The organism is Oceanobacillus saliphilus, assembly GCF_023522835.1.
Classification (GTDB): Bacteria; Bacillota; Bacilli; order Bacillales; family Amphibacillaceae; genus Oceanobacillus; species Oceanobacillus saliphilus.
The window spans coordinates 20,624-37,875 of record NZ_JALCZU010000011.1 but is presented as its reverse complement, the minus strand read 5'-3'; the positions used below and the strand labels follow the sequence as shown (position 1 = coordinate 37,875).

The 17,252-nt window shown below is 38.9% G+C and carries 18 protein-coding genes; all 18 read left to right on the top strand.

The genetic code is table 11. From position 1 onward, the window contains the following. Positions 1 to 145 precede the first annotated feature (145 nt). The gene (gene veg, locus MN204_RS16650) at positions 146 to 409 is read left to right on the top strand and encodes a biofilm formation stimulator Veg (protein ID WP_249872219.1); all 264 of its coding nucleotides are present in this window, start codon (positions 146 to 148) and stop codon (positions 407 to 409) included. Positions 410 to 575: 166 nt separating this feature from the next. After that, positions 576 to 755 (top strand): small, acid-soluble spore protein, alpha/beta type, encoded by a 180-nt coding sequence (locus MN204_RS16645; protein WP_249872218.1) that lies wholly within the window; start codon positions 576 to 578, stop codon positions 753 to 755. Positions 756 to 1,031: 276 nt separating this feature from the next. After that, entirely contained in the window at positions 1,032 to 1,883 is an 852-nt protein-coding gene (ispE, locus tag MN204_RS16640) for a 4-(cytidine 5'-diphospho)-2-C-methyl-D-erythritol kinase (protein WP_249872217.1), read from the top strand. Positions 1,884 to 1,948: 65 nt separating this feature from the next. Then, positions 1,949 to 2,779 carry a pur operon repressor gene (purR, locus tag MN204_RS16635; protein ID WP_249872216.1) on the top strand — a complete coding sequence of 277 codons (831 nt, stop codon included), beginning with the start codon at positions 1,949 to 1,951 and terminating at the stop codon, positions 2,777 to 2,779. Between the two features lie 470 nt (positions 2,780 to 3,249). Then, on the top strand, positions 3,250 to 3,540 hold the full coding sequence (gene spoVG, locus MN204_RS16630; RefSeq protein ID WP_010648994.1) for a septation regulator SpoVG: 291 nt from the start codon (positions 3,250 to 3,252) through the stop codon (positions 3,538 to 3,540). Between the two features lie 412 nt (positions 3,541 to 3,952). Further along, positions 3,953 to 5,332, top strand: a complete 1,380-nt coding sequence (gene glmU, locus MN204_RS16625) for a bifunctional UDP-N-acetylglucosamine diphosphorylase/glucosamine-1-phosphate N-acetyltransferase GlmU (RefSeq protein WP_249872215.1) — start codon at positions 3,953 to 3,955, stop codon at positions 5,330 to 5,332. Between the two features lie 15 nt (positions 5,333 to 5,347). Beyond that, a complete protein-coding gene (locus MN204_RS16620; RefSeq protein ID WP_249872214.1) occupies positions 5,348 to 6,301 on the top strand; it encodes a ribose-phosphate diphosphokinase in 954 nt (317 codons plus the stop codon). Positions 6,302 to 6,449: 148 nt separating this feature from the next. Further along, a complete protein-coding gene (locus MN204_RS16615) occupies positions 6,450 to 7,088 on the top strand; it encodes a 50S ribosomal protein L25/general stress protein Ctc (RefSeq protein ID WP_249872213.1) in 639 nt (212 codons plus the stop codon). 131 nt (positions 7,089 to 7,219) lie between these two features. Continuing rightward, positions 7,220 to 7,783, top strand: a complete 564-nt coding sequence (gene pth / locus MN204_RS16610) for an aminoacyl-tRNA hydrolase (RefSeq protein WP_249872212.1) — start codon at positions 7,220 to 7,222, stop codon at positions 7,781 to 7,783. A 90-nt stretch (positions 7,784 to 7,873) separates the two neighbouring features. Next, entirely contained in the window at positions 7,874 to 8,104 is a 231-nt protein-coding gene (gene fin, locus MN204_RS16605; protein ID WP_249872211.1) for an anti-sigma-F factor Fin, read from the top strand. Between the two features lie 77 nt (positions 8,105 to 8,181). Next, positions 8,182 to 11,706 (top strand): transcription-repair coupling factor, encoded by a 3,525-nt coding sequence (gene mfd, locus MN204_RS16600; protein WP_249872210.1) that lies wholly within the window; start codon positions 8,182 to 8,184, stop codon positions 11,704 to 11,706. A 139-nt stretch (positions 11,707 to 11,845) separates the two neighbouring features. Continuing rightward, the gene (gene spoVT, locus MN204_RS16595) at positions 11,846 to 12,379 is read left to right on the top strand and encodes a stage V sporulation protein T (RefSeq protein ID WP_249872209.1); all 534 of its coding nucleotides are present in this window, start codon (positions 11,846 to 11,848) and stop codon (positions 12,377 to 12,379) included. A 193-nt stretch (positions 12,380 to 12,572) separates the two neighbouring features. Next, entirely contained in the window at positions 12,573 to 14,165 is a 1,593-nt protein-coding gene (locus MN204_RS16590; protein ID WP_249872208.1) for a putative polysaccharide biosynthesis protein, read from the top strand. Then, entirely contained in the window at positions 14,158 to 15,609 is a 1,452-nt protein-coding gene (gene yabN / locus MN204_RS16585; RefSeq protein ID WP_249872207.1) for a bifunctional methyltransferase/pyrophosphohydrolase YabN, read from the top strand. Before MN204_RS16590 ends, yabN begins: the two co-directional genes overlap by 8 nt. A gap of 5 nt (positions 15,610 to 15,614) precedes the next feature. Continuing rightward, complete coding sequence (locus MN204_RS16580) at positions 15,615 to 15,872, top strand: RNA-binding S4 domain-containing protein (RefSeq protein WP_249872206.1); 258 nt, start codon at positions 15,615 to 15,617, stop codon at positions 15,870 to 15,872. Between the two features lie 54 nt (positions 15,873 to 15,926). Beyond that, complete coding sequence (yabP, locus tag MN204_RS16575) at positions 15,927 to 16,229, top strand: sporulation protein YabP (protein WP_249872205.1); 303 nt, start codon at positions 15,927 to 15,929, stop codon at positions 16,227 to 16,229. Beyond that, positions 16,226 to 16,825 carry a spore cortex biosynthesis protein YabQ gene (gene yabQ, locus MN204_RS16570; RefSeq protein ID WP_306798748.1) on the top strand — a complete coding sequence of 200 codons (600 nt, stop codon included), beginning with the start codon at positions 16,226 to 16,228 and terminating at the stop codon, positions 16,823 to 16,825. Before yabP ends, yabQ begins: the two co-directional genes overlap by 4 nt. 4 nt (positions 16,826 to 16,829) lie before the next feature. Beyond that, positions 16,830 to 17,210, top strand: a complete 381-nt coding sequence (locus tag MN204_RS16565) for an FtsB family cell division protein (protein ID WP_249872204.1) — start codon at positions 16,830 to 16,832, stop codon at positions 17,208 to 17,210. Positions 17,211 to 17,252 lie beyond the last annotated feature (42 nt).

The following is a 17,252-nucleotide window of genomic DNA, read 5'->3' as shown; positions in this document are numbered from 1 at the left end:
CATATATTGTCAACAAATACAAATAATATAGTAAATAGACAAATTTTATTGTTGACAGGAAAAATAACTACCTGCTATAATATAAAGTTTTATTTGACTATTGGACGTGTTTCGTGTTAGACTAGAATCAGTGAGGTGGAGTGTAGTGGCTAAAACATTAATCGAAATTAAGCAAGGTCTTGAATGTCATGTAGGAAAAAGGTTGAAATTAAAAGCTAATGGCGGTAGAAGGAAAACGATTATTCGTTCGGGAGTCTTGGCAGAAACGTATCCTTCAGTTTTTATCGTCGAGCTTGACCAAGACGAAAATGCATTCGAACGTGTTTCATACAGCTATGCAGACATTTTAACAGAGACGGTAGAATTAAATTTTCTTGAAGGAAATAAAGCATTAGTAATGGAGCAGTAGACAGATGTCTGCTGTTTTTTTATTGATAAAAATACTCATAAATACCCCAAGTTTGGGGTATTTAATATTTCCTGACCTGCAAACTTCTGACAGGTGTTAATCTGGGCAATCAGCATAAGCTATAAATGTCGTAGGCGAGACTCGGACAGAAAGGGGTTGTTCTTTCATGGGTAGACGTCGAGGGATTATGTCAGACCAATTGAAAGAAGAAATTGCCAAAGAGTTAGGTTTTTACGACACGGTACAACAGGAAGGCTGGGGCGGCATTAAGTCAAGGGATGCCGGTAATATGGTGAAACGGGCGATAGAAATAGCCGAACAAACTATGCAAAAAGGCAAATCCTAAAGGGTTTGCCTTTTTTAAAAAAATAATATAAATTTACTTAAACGTTCCCCCACATCCTAAAACGCTCGCCAACCAAAATAATCGCTCATCCCTGCCCCCTGAACGCTTGCCTACCTAAATAACGCTCAATCCCCCTTCTCGTACGCTCACCGCCACGACTTGAGCAGCAGTATTATAGCCTAACAACCCTGTAACTCCAATCTGGTCGCCTATCTATTTTTATTGTGTTACAATTATTTATATTTTCAAGGACGAAACAAGATGGTGGTGATGACGATGGCTATATTAGAGAAAGCCCCGGCGAAAATTAATTTATCTCTTGATGTATTGAGAAAAAGAGATGATGGTTATCATGATGTGGAGATGATTATGACATCCATCGATTTAGCTGATCGTATTGAGTTGGAACAGTTGGAAGAAGATCGGATAGAGATTTCTCTCGAGAGCAGATATGTGCCAAATGATGAACGGAATTTAGCTTACAAAGCTGCACAGCTCTTCAAAAAAAAATACGGAATTAAAAAAGGAGTTCATATTCATATTGATAAAAGCATTCCGGTTTCTGCCGGTCTTGGAGGCGGAAGCGCAGATGCTGCTGGAGTCTTACGGGGACTTAATAGACTATGGTCATTAGAAATCTCACTTGATGAATTAGCGGAACTGGGTTCGACAATTGGTGCAGATGTTGCCTTTTGTGTATATGGAAATACAGCTATAGCAAGAGGTTATGGGGAAAAAATTGAACAATTACCCTCTCCACCTCCGTGCTGGGTCGTTTTAGCCAAGCCTGATATTGGAGTTTCAACTCGGACGATTTTTGGCCAAATCGATATCGGCAAATTATTCCATCCAGATACAACAGCAATACTAGATGCATTAAAAGAGAAAAATTTCAGTAAATTATGCAGTAACGTAGGGAATTCACTGGAAGAAATTACATTTGGATTGCATCCGGAAGTGCTTCGCATTAAAGAAGCAATGGTTCAGGCTGGAGCAACGGGTGTTCTTATGAGTGGAAGTGGGCCAACGGTTTATGGTTTGGTTGAACAACAGAGCAAAGCAACGAGAATATTTAATGGAATGCGCGGATTTTGCGAAGAAGTATATCTTGTTCGATTGTTAGGGTAAACATTGCTAAAATACGTATAATAGTGATATATTATTAATTAAATATACGGTTTTGGGGTGTCAAAATGAAAAGAAGTAATCGATTAGTTGTGTTAACTGATTTTTTCCTGGAAAACCCAAGAAAACATATACAATTACCATATTTCGTGGAACTTTGTGATACAACCAAATCATCCATTAGTGAGGATTTGGATATTATTCATGCTGTTTTTCAAAATCAGGGTATGGGATACTTGCAAAGATCGACTGGTGCTGGAGGAGGAGTGAAATACATTCCCGAATTTTCCCAATCAAACAGCATCGAATTTATTGAAGAATTGCGTAAGAAACTGGAGGATCCGTCTCGAATCCTGCCAGGTGGTTACCTCTATATGAGTGATTTGCTCGGAGATCCTAAAACGGTAAGGGAAATAGGTCGCGTTTTCGCCTCCGCATTTTCAAAAGTGGATATAGATGTGATTGTGACGGTGGCAACGAAAGGAATTCCATTGGCATATGCTGTTGCCTCGTTCCTGAACGTTCCGGTTGTAATCGCACGAAGAGACCCTAAAGTAACAGAAGGCTCTTCTGTAAGCATTAACTATGTTTCGGGATCTTCACGTAAAATTCAAACAATGGTACTGCCAAAACGCAGCCTTGAAGATGGTGCGAACGTCTGTATTATTGACGACTTTATGAAAGCGGGCGGAACAATTACAGGCATTATCAATCTGCTTTCGGAATTTAATGCCCGTGTTCAGGCCGTCGGTGTCCTGGCAGAGGCGGATGATGACGAGGAAGAACGCGTGATCAATAAATATATTTCTTTAGTAAAAATTTCGAATGTTGATATCAAACAAAATAAAATTGAAATACAAGCAGGTAATTATGCTGATACAAATCTAAATAGACATTGATTGACGATAATTATGTTTTCCTTAAAATAATCTCTAAGTTTATGTGAACTACGAAGTAACTTAATTACAATTAGATTCGATATATGCTGTAACGCGGGATTAGTAGCTTCGGCTATCGCTCTGGGGAATACACTTATGGTTCATGGGCGGCTGGTGAGCCAACTTGCGCTAAAGCACTGCGCTGTCTCACCGATGCCTCTCTTCCCGCAGAAGTCTCCGTGTATTCCCCAGAGCAGTTACGTCGCATTTTATATCAAATGCAATGAGAGTCTAACAGTTATTCCTAAGTCATTTAAGCGTGTATCTCTATCTCCCCCTATCTAAATCTATCCGAGGCTTATTTGTTAATTTCACCATGCAAAAGTTGATTTATTTAAAATATTATTTTTTTTTGTATTTTAAGCAGGAATTTCAATTGTTTTGTTGAAATAGTTAAAGTAAGTTCAAAAGGGAAAAGGTGGTGAGACATCATGGAAGTAACTGACGTTAGATTACGCCGCGTTAATACAGAGGGCAGAATGCGCGCTATTGCATCTATTACGTTAGATCAGGAGTTTGTGGTCCATGATATACGCGTAATTGACGGAAATAATGGACTATTTGTGGCAATGCCGTCAAAAAGAACTCCTGATGGGGAATTTCGAGACATAGCACATCCGATAAATTCAGGGACACGTTCAAAAATTCAAGATGCAGTTTTAGAAGAATACCGTCGTGCTGGTGAGAGTGAAGTAAAATATGAAGAAGCAGGAGCTTCTTAAAAAAGCTATAAAATAGTCATGATTACAAAGAGGGGTCAAATCTGTTATAGGTTGACCTTCTTTTTTTGTTTCTAACTTGATATTAACTCAACCTTCGTCGTGACTTTTACAAATATACCTTGGTAGAAATAGAATGATTGGATATAAACTGCTATACTTAAGGAGTCTGAAAACATATATAATACAAGGCTCTTTCGTTTATTTTATTGTGGTGGACTTCTAAGTTTAAATAAGTTTTATTGGTGCGAAAGTTGTGATCCTAATAAAACTGCTCCTATACTGTATAATAATCTCTTCACAGCTTCTTCACTTTTTCGCCAAAAAATGGCTCCCATGTCTGTCTTATGTTGAAATCAAATGTTTTTTACGATATATTTTAAAGTGGATATTTAGAAATTATGGAGGTTTCCTTATGACTAATCGTTATGCCGTCATTCTTGCTGCGGGGCAAGGAACTAGAATGAAGTCAAAACTATATAAAGTTTTACATCCGGTTGCAGGTCGTGCAATGGTACAGCATGTTATCGATCAATTAAATACAGTTAAATTAGATAAATTGGTTACTATTGTTGGTTTCGGATCGGAAAAAGTAAAAGAGCAGATTGGCCAAGTAAGTGAATTTGTAATTCAAGAAAAACAATTGGGAACAGCACATGCCGTTCAGCAAGCAGAGGATTTATTGAAAGATAAAGATGGTACTACAATTGTTGTTTGTGGAGACACCCCATTAATTACAGGAATGACGTATCAGGAACTGTTCACGCATCATGAACAAAAAGGCGCAAGTGCAACCATTTTGACTGCGAAAACGGACAAGTCAGCAGGGTATGGCAGAGTCATACGAAATGAAGCAAGTGAAGTCGAACGGATAGTCGAACATAAGGATGCAAGCGAAAGTGAACTACTGGTTAATGAAATTAATACTGGAACGTACTGCTTCGATAATCAGGCACTCTTTGCTGCGTTACAGGAAGTTTCGAATGATAATGCACAAGGAGAATACTATCTACCGGATGTTATCGAAATTATGAAAGATAAAGGTAAAAAAGTCAGTGCATTTTTAACTCCTAACTTTGAAGAAACGCTGGGAATTAACGATCGTGTAGCATTGGCTGAAGCCGAAAAAACAATGAAAAAGCGCATAAATGAAAAACATATGCGAAATGGTGTAGCCATTATAGACCCTGACCATACATATATCGAACCAGATGTTGTTATTGAATCAGATGTCATTATATACCCTGGATCCATTTTAAAAGGGGATACCGTTATTAAATCAGATGCCGAAATTGGTCCAAACAGTGAAATTTCCAACTGTTATATTGGGGAAGGAACGGTTGTTAAACAAAGTGTTGCTAAAGACAGTAAAATTGGTGACCGTGTAACGATTGGGCCATTTGCACATATTAGACCCGATTCTATCGTTGGTAATGATGCTAAATTAGGGAACTTCGTAGAAATCAAGAAGACTGCACTTGGGGACAACAGCAAAGTTTCCCATCTCAGTTACATTGGAGATGCTGAGGTTGGAAGCAATGTAAACATTGGTTGTGGTACAATAACAGTAAACTACGATGGAACGAATAAATTCTTGACTACCATTGAGGATGATGCATTCATTGGCTGTAACTCGAACCTGATTGCTCCTGTGAAAATCGGAAGAGGTTCCTATGTTGCCGCAGGGTCGACCATTACCGAAGACGTGCCGGAAGATGCTTTGTCAGTCGCCAGAGCGAGACAAACAAATAAAGAAGGCTATGTTTCAAAATTGAAAAACCGAAAAAAAGATTAACGGAGGTTATATTTCATGGCATCTAGCTATAAGGATTCATCGTTGAAGGTATTCTCATTGAATTCCAATCCCATGTTGGCGGAGGATATCGCTGCCCACATTGGGACTACCCTCGGAAAATGTACGGTATCTCAATTCAGCGATGGAGAAATTCAGATTAATATCGAAGAAAGTATCCGCGGCTGTGACGTTTATGTTGTTCAATCAACAAGTGCTCCTGTTAATCAGCATATAATGGAATTATTGATCATGATTGATGCACTTAAACGTGCTTCAGCGAAATCGATTAATATTGTTATGCCTTATTATGGCTATGCAAGACAGGATCGCAAAGCAAGGTCACGTGAGCCGATTGCTGCTAAATTGGTAGCAGATTTAATAGAAACTGCAGGGGCAAACCGTGTGATTACACTTGACTTGCATGCACCCCAAATTCAAGGGTTCTTCAATATTCCAATTGATCATTTGCAAGGTGTTCCCATTTTATCCACTTATTTTGAAGCTAAAAACCTGGAAGACATCATTGTCGTTTCACCAGACCATGGTGGTGTGACACGAGCACGTAAAATGGCAGATCGTCTGAAAGCTCCGATTGGTATCATCGATAAACGCCGACCACGTCCCAATGTGGCGGAGATTATGAATATTATTGGTAATATTGAAGGGAAGACAGCGATCCTTATTGATGATATTATTGATACAGCGGGAACGATTACACTTGCTGCGAGCGCATTAATTGAAAATGGTGCAAAAGAGGTATATGCATGCTGTACACATCCTGTCTTATCAGGTCCGGCAATTGAGCGAATTGATAATTCTCAAATAAAAGAACTTGTTATTACAAACAGTATTCGGCTTCCTGAAGAAAAATACAGTAGTAAAATAACTGCTTTATCAGTAGCGCCGTTAATTGGGGAAGCGATTGTACGTGTCCATGAAATGCAATCTGTAAGTATCTTATTTGATTAATGTGGTTTAGATAAACTGAATTTCGGGTATTAATTATATTGACGCATTTTTAACTCCGCGATAATAGATAGACATTTGTAAAAATAGAAAGAGAAATACTTCATAACTATTTGAAATGATGTTCTAAAAAATTTGGAGGTTGATTAATATGGCAGTAAAATTAAAAGCAACGAAACGGGAAAATCTTACGAAGTCCGCAACAAAACAAATTAGGCTAAATGGTCAGGTGCCTGCGGTTGTCTACGGGAAAGAAAAGGAATCAAAAAATGTTACAGTAGACAGCATTGATTTATTAAAAACGGTTCGTGATGAAGGACGAAATGCAATCATCTCATTGGATGTTGAAAATGATAATTTGGTAAATGTAATGCTTCATGACTATCAAATTGATCCGATTAAGGACCAATTACTGCACGCTGACTTTTACATCGTCAATATGTCTGAAGAAATGGATGTCGCTGTTCCGCTTCGATTGGAAGGAGAGGCTCAAGGGGCAAAATCAGGCGGTGTCCTGCAACAACCATTCTTTGAACTGCAGGTGAGAGCAAAACCTGGTAATTTCCCTGAAGAAATTACAGTAGATGTATCTGCATTGGATGTAGGGGATAGTATCACTGTTTCCGACATAGCATCAGGAGCAAAGTATGAACTTCTAGATGATCCGGAAGCAACCGTTGTTACTGTATTACCGCCAACTAAAGAAGAGGTTTCAGAGGCAGATGAAAATGCAGAACCAGAGCTGGTTGGTGCTAAAAAAGAAGATAAAAATGGAACGGAAGAAAAATAACTAATTAGCTTATATAGTATTACAACGATTGACCCTCCTTTAAGAAGCATTCGAGAATATCGAATTCTTAGTAGGAGGGATTGTTGTTGTTTGTTTTTGGTTCACTCACAAACTCAAAAGGAAGTAGCAAAATGAAATGTATTGTAGGCCTGGGCAATCCAGGAAAAAAATATAGCCAGACACGGCATAATATTGGTTTTATGGTTATCGATGAGCTTTTGGAACGTAATCAATGGAGCTTGAACAAATCAAAGTTCAATGGTGATTATTCTATCGAGCTTTTTGATGGCGAAAAGGTAGTTCTTTTAAAACCGCAAACCTATATGAACCTGTCTGGTCAATCAATTCGGCCATTAATGGAATACTATGATATGAAATTGGAAGATGTGCTTGTTATCTATGACGATCTTGATCTGCCGACAGGTAAAATACGTCTTCGCCAAAAGGGCGGTCATGGAGGCCATAATGGAGTAAGATCAACAATTGACCACCTGGGTACGAAGGAATTTAAACGTGTCCGTATCGGTGTTGGGAGACCCACATCATCTATTCCAGTAGCAGATTATGTGCTGGGTTCTTTCCCGAAAGAAGAACATGTTGATGTTGTAACCGGTATTAAAAACGCCGCAGATGCTTGTGAGGATTGGCTTAAGGGAACATCATTTATAGAAGTGATGAATGAATATAACAATTGATACATAGGCTTATATATGTTCGTACTTGATGTATAATATACCATCAAAAGGATAAACTTTTAGTAGAAAGCTTATTCGAGGTGGGTGACTATGTCAATTATTTATAACTGTAGACATTGCGGACATACGATCGGAAAACTGGAGCAAAAGGTGATTGATGCATCAATGCTAGGTTTCGATCAGTTAAGTAAAAAGGAAAAGCAAGAAATGATACAATATGCTAGTAATGGTGACATTCAAATAAACACAATTTGTGAGAATTGCGAACAAGCCTTAGGTCAGCATCCGAATTATCATGAATTAGATTTTTTTATACAATAACATATGCAGCAAAAGCTTTGGTTCCGTAAACCAAGGCGTTTTTGCGCTTATATACGCATTTTAAGAGGGGTAAAACGATGAAGGGCATTAACTACTATTTACAAACAAAAGAAGATATCCAATCAATTATCAGTGGTATTTCCGGTGGGATGCAGGAACAGCTGATAGCAGGAATTTCAGGTTCTGCGAGAAGTATGCTTGTTTCGGTAATAAACCAATCTATAAAAAGGCCTGTTCTTCTAGTAACGCATCAGCTTGTACAGGCACAGCAACTCTATGATGACTTATCGGAATTCATGGGTGATAATCATGTTTATCTATATCCGGTCAATGAATTGATAGCTTCGGAAATATCCATCTCAAGTCCTGAATTGAGGGCACAGCGAATTGAGGCACTGACAGAATGGTCCCAAAAAAAATCAGGAATTTTAATTGCCCCTGTAGCGGCATTAAAAAGAATCTTGCCTCCTCAGAATTATTGGAGTAACTATCAGCTGCGCTTTACTAATGGAGAAGAAATAGCCATTGACTCCTACCTATCTTCCCTTATAGATATGGGATACGAACGTGCCTCAATGGTTACAACTCCCGGCGAGTTCAGTCAGCGCGGGGGGATTATCGACATATATCCAATTACGGAAGAACATCCAATCCGTATTGAGTTATTTGACGAAGAAATTGATTCGATCCGTTATTTCGATGCAGAGACACAGCGCTCTTTGGATAAAGTGAATGAGGTAATCATTGGACCTGCAACGGAGCTGCTGCTAACGAATGAAGACATTATAACAGCTTCTGAGAAATTGGAAGAGGCTCTGTCGATAACCCTTAAAAAGATGAAGGCTTCCGATGCAAAAGAGAAATTGATGGAAGTGATGGAGCGCGATATTAGTCGCTTTAAAAACTTGGAGCGCTTTCAGGAAATGTACAAATATATCGGCTTTCTATACTCAAAACCTGCTAGTTTATTAGATTACCTAGCTACAGATGGACTTATTATTCTCGATGAAATGGGAAGAATTCAGGAAACAGCAACAAACCTTGATACAGAAGAAGCTGAATGGTACAGCAGTCTGCTCGAATCCGGCCAGATGGTGAGAAACAGCAGATTTTCACTTGATTGGAATACGGTTTTGCAAACAATGCGACAGCAGCGGATATATATGTCTGTTTTTCTCAGGCATATTCCCAATACCCAACCACAAAATATTATTAATCTATCTACAAGGGTAATGCAGGAATTCCACGGACAAATGCACTTATTTAAAAATGAGTTAAAGCGATGGGAAAAAGGAGATTTCTCTGTAGTGATTCTTGCTCCCAACGAAAACCGGGCTGAGAAAATCCATTCGATTTTAGCTGATTATGATATTGATGCAACGATTGCGAAGACGCTGACACTGCCGGTGGAAACGCCTACCATAGCTATCGGTAATAGTACGAATGGTATTGAGTTTCCGATGCATAAGCTTGCTGTCATCACAGAGAATGAACTATTTAAAAAACGTTCCAAACGGAAGAGAAAGCAACAGAAAATTTCAAATGCAGAACGAATTAAAAGTTACCAGGAACTAAAAATCGGCGATTATGTCGTCCATGCCAATCACGGGGTGGGTAAGTACGTCGGTATTGAGACTCTTGAAGTAAATGATTTGCATAAGGACTATATGCTGATTAAATATTCAGGAGACGATAAATTATTTGTTCCAATCGACCAAATCGACCTTGTGCAAAAGTTTGTCGGTGCTGAAGGGAAAGAACCGAAGTTATATAAACTTGGTGGATCGGAATGGACAAAAGTAAAACGGAAGGTTCAGTCTTCTGTTGAAGATATTGCTGATGATTTAATCAAGCTATATGCGGAACGGGAAGCAAGGAAAGGATTTGCTTTTTCAGAGGATACAGAGATGCAGCGTGAATTTGAAGCATCTTTCCATTACCAGGAAACAGAGGATCAGCTCCGTTGTATAGAAGAAATCAAGCAGGATATGGAAAGAGAACGGCCGATGGACCGACTGCTTTGCGGGGACGTAGGCTATGGGAAAACCGAGGTTGCCATCCGTGCGGCATTTAAAGCTGTGGCAGATGGGAAGCAGGTCGCCTTATTGGTTCCGACCACTATCCTGGCTCAACAGCACTTTGAAACAATAAGGGAACGTTTCCAGGACCATGCAATCAATATTGGTCTTCTTAGCCGGTTCCGTACGAGGAAGCAGCAGACCGATACGCTCAATGGGCTTAGAAAGGGAACGGTAGATATTGTTATAGGTACACATAGACTTTTATCCAAGGATGTTGAATATCGTGACCTTGGACTTCTTATTGTTGATGAAGAACAGCGGTTTGGAGTAAAACATAAGGAAAAAATTAAACAGTTGAAAACAAACGTGGATGTATTGACACTGACAGCAACACCGATTCCAAGAACACTCCATATGTCTATGCTTGGTGTCCGTGATTTGTCTGTTATTGAGACACCACCGGAGAATCGATTCCCGATTCAGACGTATGTCATGGAATACAATCCAATATTCATACGTGAGGCAATTGAGAGAGAGATGGCAAGGGGTGGACAGGTATTTTTCCTTTACAACCGCGTGGAAAATATTGACAAAGTCGCCCGTGATCTCGGAATGCTCGTAGATAATGCAAGAATTGCGGTTGCCCATGGTCAAATGAATGAAACAGAACTTGAAAATGTCATTTTTGGCTTTTTGGAAGGCGAGTTCGATGTTTTGGTCAGCACAACGATTATTGAGACAGGTGTCGATATCCCCAATGTGAATACATTGATTGTAAACAATGCAGACCGCATGGGATTAAGTCAGTTATACCAGTTAAGAGGTCGTGTTGGTCGTTCCAATCGTGTCGCCTATGCTTACTTTACTTATCAAAAGGATAAAGTACTTACAGAAGTTGCCGAAAAGCGTCTGCAGGCTATTAAAGAGTTTACAGAACTTGGTTCCGGATTTAAGATTGCGATGCGTGACCTTTCCATAAGGGGTGCAGGTAACCTGCTCGGATCCCAGCAGCATGGTTTTATCGATTCTGTGGGATTTGATATGTATTCACAAATGCTTAAGGATGCCATCGATGCCCGAAGAGCCGGCAAGGATCTGGAGGAAATTACACCATTTGAGCCGGAACTTGCACTGAATTTGGATGCCTATATACCAGATGAATATATTAAAGATGAAAAGCAGAAAATTGATATCTATAAGCAATTTCAAGGAATGACTCTTAAAGAAGATATCGAAGAACTGAAGGATGAATTAATCGACCGATTTGGCGAATATCCGAAAGAAGTAGATAATTTGTTTACGGTATCCTCACTAAAAATGCATGCCAAGAAAGAGCGCGTTGAATCGATTACAGAACGAAACAAGAAAATCGTGTTACTCATCGAAGAAGACCGTAGCAAGCAAATTGATGGTTCGAAACTATTTGAACTTGCAAATAACTTTGGTCGCAATGTCGGGCTAGGAACGGAAAATCAAAAGTTGAAGATTGTCTTTAAATGGACAAATGAAACGGAACATAGCAGATATGAATTAGTGGAGCAATTTATCGAAAAATTGAATGATGTCAATCGAGACAATTAAAATATTATCAATGGAATGTATAGTTATTTCTGGATGATTTATACTAAAACCACACCTGGTGATTTTTACACACGCCGATACGCGTGTTTTGAGAAACGGAACGAGAGTAATCATCATTAGAAAGTGAGGCTTCTTAGAGATGAAAGCAACAGGAATCGTACGTCGAATTGATGATTTAGGCAGAGTAGTTGTCCCGAAAGAAATCAGAAGAACTTTACGTATTCGTGAAGGAGATCCACTTGAAATCTTTGTTGATAGAGAAGGGGAAATTATCCTAAAAAAATACTCCCCAATAAATGAATTGGGCCATTTTGCAAAGGAATATGCAGAGGCACTATTTAACTCTCTACATTCTCCCGTGATTATCACTGATCGGGATGAGGTAATTGCTATTGCAGGAGAATCAAAAAAGGATTTTTTAAATAAAAATATTGGTACTCAATTAACAAAAACAATTGAAAGCAGGTCACAAGTGTTTGAAGTGGATCCTTCAGGGCTTGAGATAATTGAGGGTCATGAGCTGGAAATCCAATCGTATTGCATCAGTCCTATCATCGCAAATGGAGATCCAATCGGGTGTGTCATGATATTCTCCAAAGAGGAAAAACTGAGCAAGGTGGAACAGAAAGCTACAGAAACAGCTGCAGGATTTCTTGCCAAGCAGATGGAATAGTACTTAAGAATAGGGTCTGTCTCAGGAGTGTTTACTTCTTGAGGCAGTTTTTTATATATTCTGATTAGTCATCCTTATTATTTACTGTCTAACAGTTTGTCCAGACAAACGGAAATGCTGCTTATGTACCAAGCGAAAGGGATGTTGAAAACTGTGTTATACTAAAATAAAATTTATATGAAGGACGCTAATCATGACTGGGAATGAAACAAATAGGCTGGTGAAGGGTGCTTTGCTTCTTACATTGGCAGGGCTCATCAGTAAAATATTAAGTGCTGGGTATCGGATACCATTGCAGAATCTGACAGGTGATCTTGGATTTTACATTTATCAGCAGATATATCCGCTTATTGGTATTGCTCTTATCCTTTCGTTGTATGGTTTTCCTTCCGCCATTTCAAAAATGACGGTTGAGTTAAAGGCTGCGGGTAAAAGTCTTTCATTCCGAAGTTTTTATCTTCCGGTATTCTTCATCCTAGCTGTAATAAATGGTGCTTTTTTTCTGATTCTATATATGAATGCAGAAGCTATTGCCGGCTGGGTGGGAGATACTAATTTAGTACATACATATCGGCTTGCTGCGTTTGTTTTTCTGCTCGTGCCTTTATCAGCTCTGTTGAGAGGAGTATATCAGGGCAATTATTATATGAAACCGATAGCTTTTTCGCAAATAGGGGAGCAGTTTGTTCGTGTAGTTATCATTATTTTGGCAGCACTGTACGTTGCTCATAGTAATAATGACTTATATGAAATTGGACAGGCTGCAGCGATAGCTTCTATTTTTGGAGGGTTTGCAGCAATTCTTATTCTTGGGTTTTTCTTTCTTAGGAAACGACCTGTATCCAATGACCGTTTTGAAATTCCCTGGAAGTACTATATAAAAACATTGCTGATTCTTGGTATCGTTGCCGCCTTGAATCATATGTTATTGCTTGTCATTCAGTTTGCCGACGCATTTACATTGATTCCAAGTTTGAAGGTATATGGGTTATCACAGGTAGAGGCTATGGAAGCAAAAGGTGTTTTTGATCGTGGACAACCGTTAATACAATTGGGAACCGTACTTGGTTCATCTTTTGCATTGGCAATGATTCCTTCCATTTCAAATGAAAAGCTGAAACATGATCCGGCAACTTTTTACAAATATATCCGTGCTGCACTGCTTTTCAGTTTTTATCTGGCCGTAGGTGCAACCATTGGTTTAATCGCTATATTTCCAGAAACCAACCTTTTATTATATCAAGATGAAAAAGGAACCATGGAATTGCAACTCCTTGTACTGTCCATATTTCTCTGTTCGATGGCGATTACAGCATCTTCCATTTTACAAGGGTTGGGTAATATAAAACGAACAGCTGGATTTGTTTTAATCGCCTTTTTTGTCAAATGGACTGGAAATCAATTACTTGTTCCCTTGTTGGGCATAACGGGAAGTGCAATAGCAACGGTCATGAGTCTGCTTCTATTGTATATCATCGTAATGTATGAGTTGAAAAGAAAAATACCGGGACTTGGCTTTTTGAGCAGGATTCGTTGGCTTACCCTTATTAAATCAAGCGTGACGATGGTTACCTATATTTTGCTGATGGATTGGTTTTTGTATGATCTTGTAACAGCATCTCGTTTGGCATTATTATTCTATGTAGTGTTTATTGCATTTACAGGTGGACTCCTATTTATTATTATTCTGCTCCGTGGACGCGCTTTTACAGAAGATGAATTAGAAATGCTGCCTAAATCGCAGCTATTTATTCGTATTTATAAGGGGAGGAAAATAAATGAGTAAAATCGAAGTTATCGGACTTGGTGCAGGGGATGTCGATCAGCTGCCGTTCGGTATTTATAAAAAACTGATACAGTCCAGGATGGTTATCTATACCCGTACAATTGACCATCCGGTGATTGATGCATTGAAAGCGGAAGGTGTAGCCTTTGAATCCTTTGATACCATGTATGAAGAGGAAGAACAGTTTGGCGCAGTGTATAATCGAATTACAGAATCTTTGATTGATATTGCTCAGGGATCTGAAGAGACACTTATCTACGCAGTTCCAGGACATCCAATGCTTGCTGAAAAAACAGTTCAGCTTTTATTGGAGCAAACGGAAGTCGAAGTTCGGATTGCCGGTGGACAAAGCTATTTGGATGATTTATTTACTTCCCTGAAAATAGACCCAATTGAGGGATTTCAGTTTGTAGATGGCACGTCCTTCAACAGGAGTGAACTCAACTATCGGAATCACATTGTATTTTGCCAGGTTTATGATCGCTTTATTGCTTCTGAAGTGAAACTATCATTATTGGAAGATCTTCCACCTGACTATAAAGTAACCATCGTGGAAGCGGCCGGAAGCAGTCAGGAAAAGGTAATTTCAGTTCCATTGGAAGAGCTCGATCACTCCATGGAAATCAGTAATCTGACAAGTGTATATGTACCTCCTGCACCACCAACTTTATTAAATCATACATTTGATCGTCTCAGAGAAGTGATGAAACGCTTGAGAGGACCTGGAGGCTGCCCATGGGATCAGGAGCAAACCCATGAATCGTTACGGGAGTATACCATTGAGGAAGTATATGAATTAATTGATGCGATTGACGCCAAAGACGATGATAACATCATGGAAGAGCTTGGTGATATTCTCATGCATGTGATGCTCCATAGTCAAATTGGTGAGGATGCTGGGTATTTTACCATTGATGATGTCATTCGTTCTATTACAGGTAAGATGATTTACCGTCATCCACATGTTTTTTCGGATACGCACGTAAATTCAGTTGATGAGGTAATAAGAAACTGGGAGGAACTTAAAAAAGAGGAAAAGGGACATCAGCGTCAGTCTGTACTTGATGGTGTTCCGAGCCACCTGCCTTCACTTGCCAAGGCATTTAAACTTCAAAAGAAAGCTGCTAAGGTAGGGTTTGATTGGGAGGATGTGGCTGATATCTGGAAAAAGCTTGATGAAGAAATAAGCGAGGTCCGGGAAGCAATTGAGAATAAGGACGCTGAGGAAATGGAAGATGAATTGGGTGATGTACTGTTTGTACTCGCAAACCTGGCAAGGTATTATAAAATTAATCCAGAAATTGCTTTGAACAGAGCAAACCGGAAATTTTCTTCACGTTTTACCTATATTGAATTGCAGTTTAGTAAGAAGGGGCAGGACATCCATCAGGCATCACTTGAAGAGATGGATGCCTACTGGGACCAAGCAAAAGAAAGAGAGTGAATGGAATGCGACTGGATAAATTTTTAAAAATTTCACGGATTATTAAGCGAAGAACCTTAGCTAAGGAAGTTGCTGACCAGGGAAGAATCACAGTGAATGGAAATTCCGCAAAGGCATCGACGAACCTTTCTGCAGGAGATACCCTTGTCATTCGTTTTGGCCAGAAACTTGTAACAGTGAAAGTAAATGATTTAAGGGAAAATGTAAGAAAAGACGAAGCTGAAACATTATACACCATTGTCAAAGAAGAAAAGATTGAATAGAGTTCTATACTTGTCCCTCCTATCATAAATTAATAATGATAAGGAGGGCTTTTTATGAACTATTATGAGAATAAAGAAACGATAACCCGTACGCAAACCGATCACACTGTTAAAATGAATAACCGTAAAAATCTGGAGATAACTGGTGTAAAAGAAGTGGACAGTTTTGATAATGAGGAATTTTTGCTGGAAACAGTTATGGGATATCTGATTATTCGTGGTCAAAATCTGCAGTTAAAGAATCTCGATGTGACGGAAGGTGTTGTGACAATAAAAGGAAAAATCTACGAGCTTTCCTATGTTGACGAACAGCAGCAGGATAAAGCTAAAGGGTTCTTTAGCAAGTTGTTCCGATGACACTAAGCGTCCAATTTCTAACTTTGATTGCCATGGTTTCAAGTGGCTTTTATTTGGGAATAATACAAGAAACCTTCCGCCGTTTTACACCCTACTGGAAGAATAGTAAATTGTTAACTTACTTTCTTGAAATAAGCTTCTGGCTGACACAGACTGCAATTATATTTTATGTATTATTTCTGGTTAATGCCGGGGAAATAAGGCTCTATGTTTTCCTCGCCTGTCTTCTCGGTTTCTCAATCTATCAGGTTTTTGCAAAGACGATATACAGACGGATACTGGAAGGCATCATTAAAGTTTTGACAGCTATCTATCGATTCTTCAGAAATGTCATTCACGCTGTCATTATTACACCCATTACCTGGATAATCAGGCTGTTTGTACGCCTCATTCTACTTATCATAACCCTATTAGTTACCATTGTCTTTTTTATTTTAAGAGTGGTTTTTACACCTTTTCGTTGGATAGGTAAGGGGATATACTACTTCCTTCCCGATAGTTTTAAAAATTTTTTGCACAAAATAGCAGGATTTTATAGTACAATAAAGAATATATGTTATAAATGGGTGAAGTATCTAAAGTTTAAGAGGAGGTAGTAGCTTGTCTTCAAAGAAAAAAACGATTACAAGATTAGACTCGAATTATATGCAGCAGTATGACGCATACATAGAAAGACAGAAGCGAAAAAAGCAGCGGCTAATTCGTCGTCTTGTGTTATTTTCTATTGTTATAGCATTTGCTATTGGCAGCATGGCTGCATACCATATTAAACAACGAGAGCTTCAAGCTGAAAAAATAGAACAGTATGAACAGTTAGAGGAAAAGCTTGGAATATTGAAAAAAGAGGAAGCGAATCTTACAGAAGAAATTGAGTTGTTGAAAGATGATGATTATGTGCTGGATATAGCTCGGACCAACTATTTCTTCTCCAAAAAAGGTGAACTGATCTTTAAGATTCCGGATGATAATCCCTCTTATTGACACTTTTGAATCAGATTAATATACTATATGAGAACTACATTT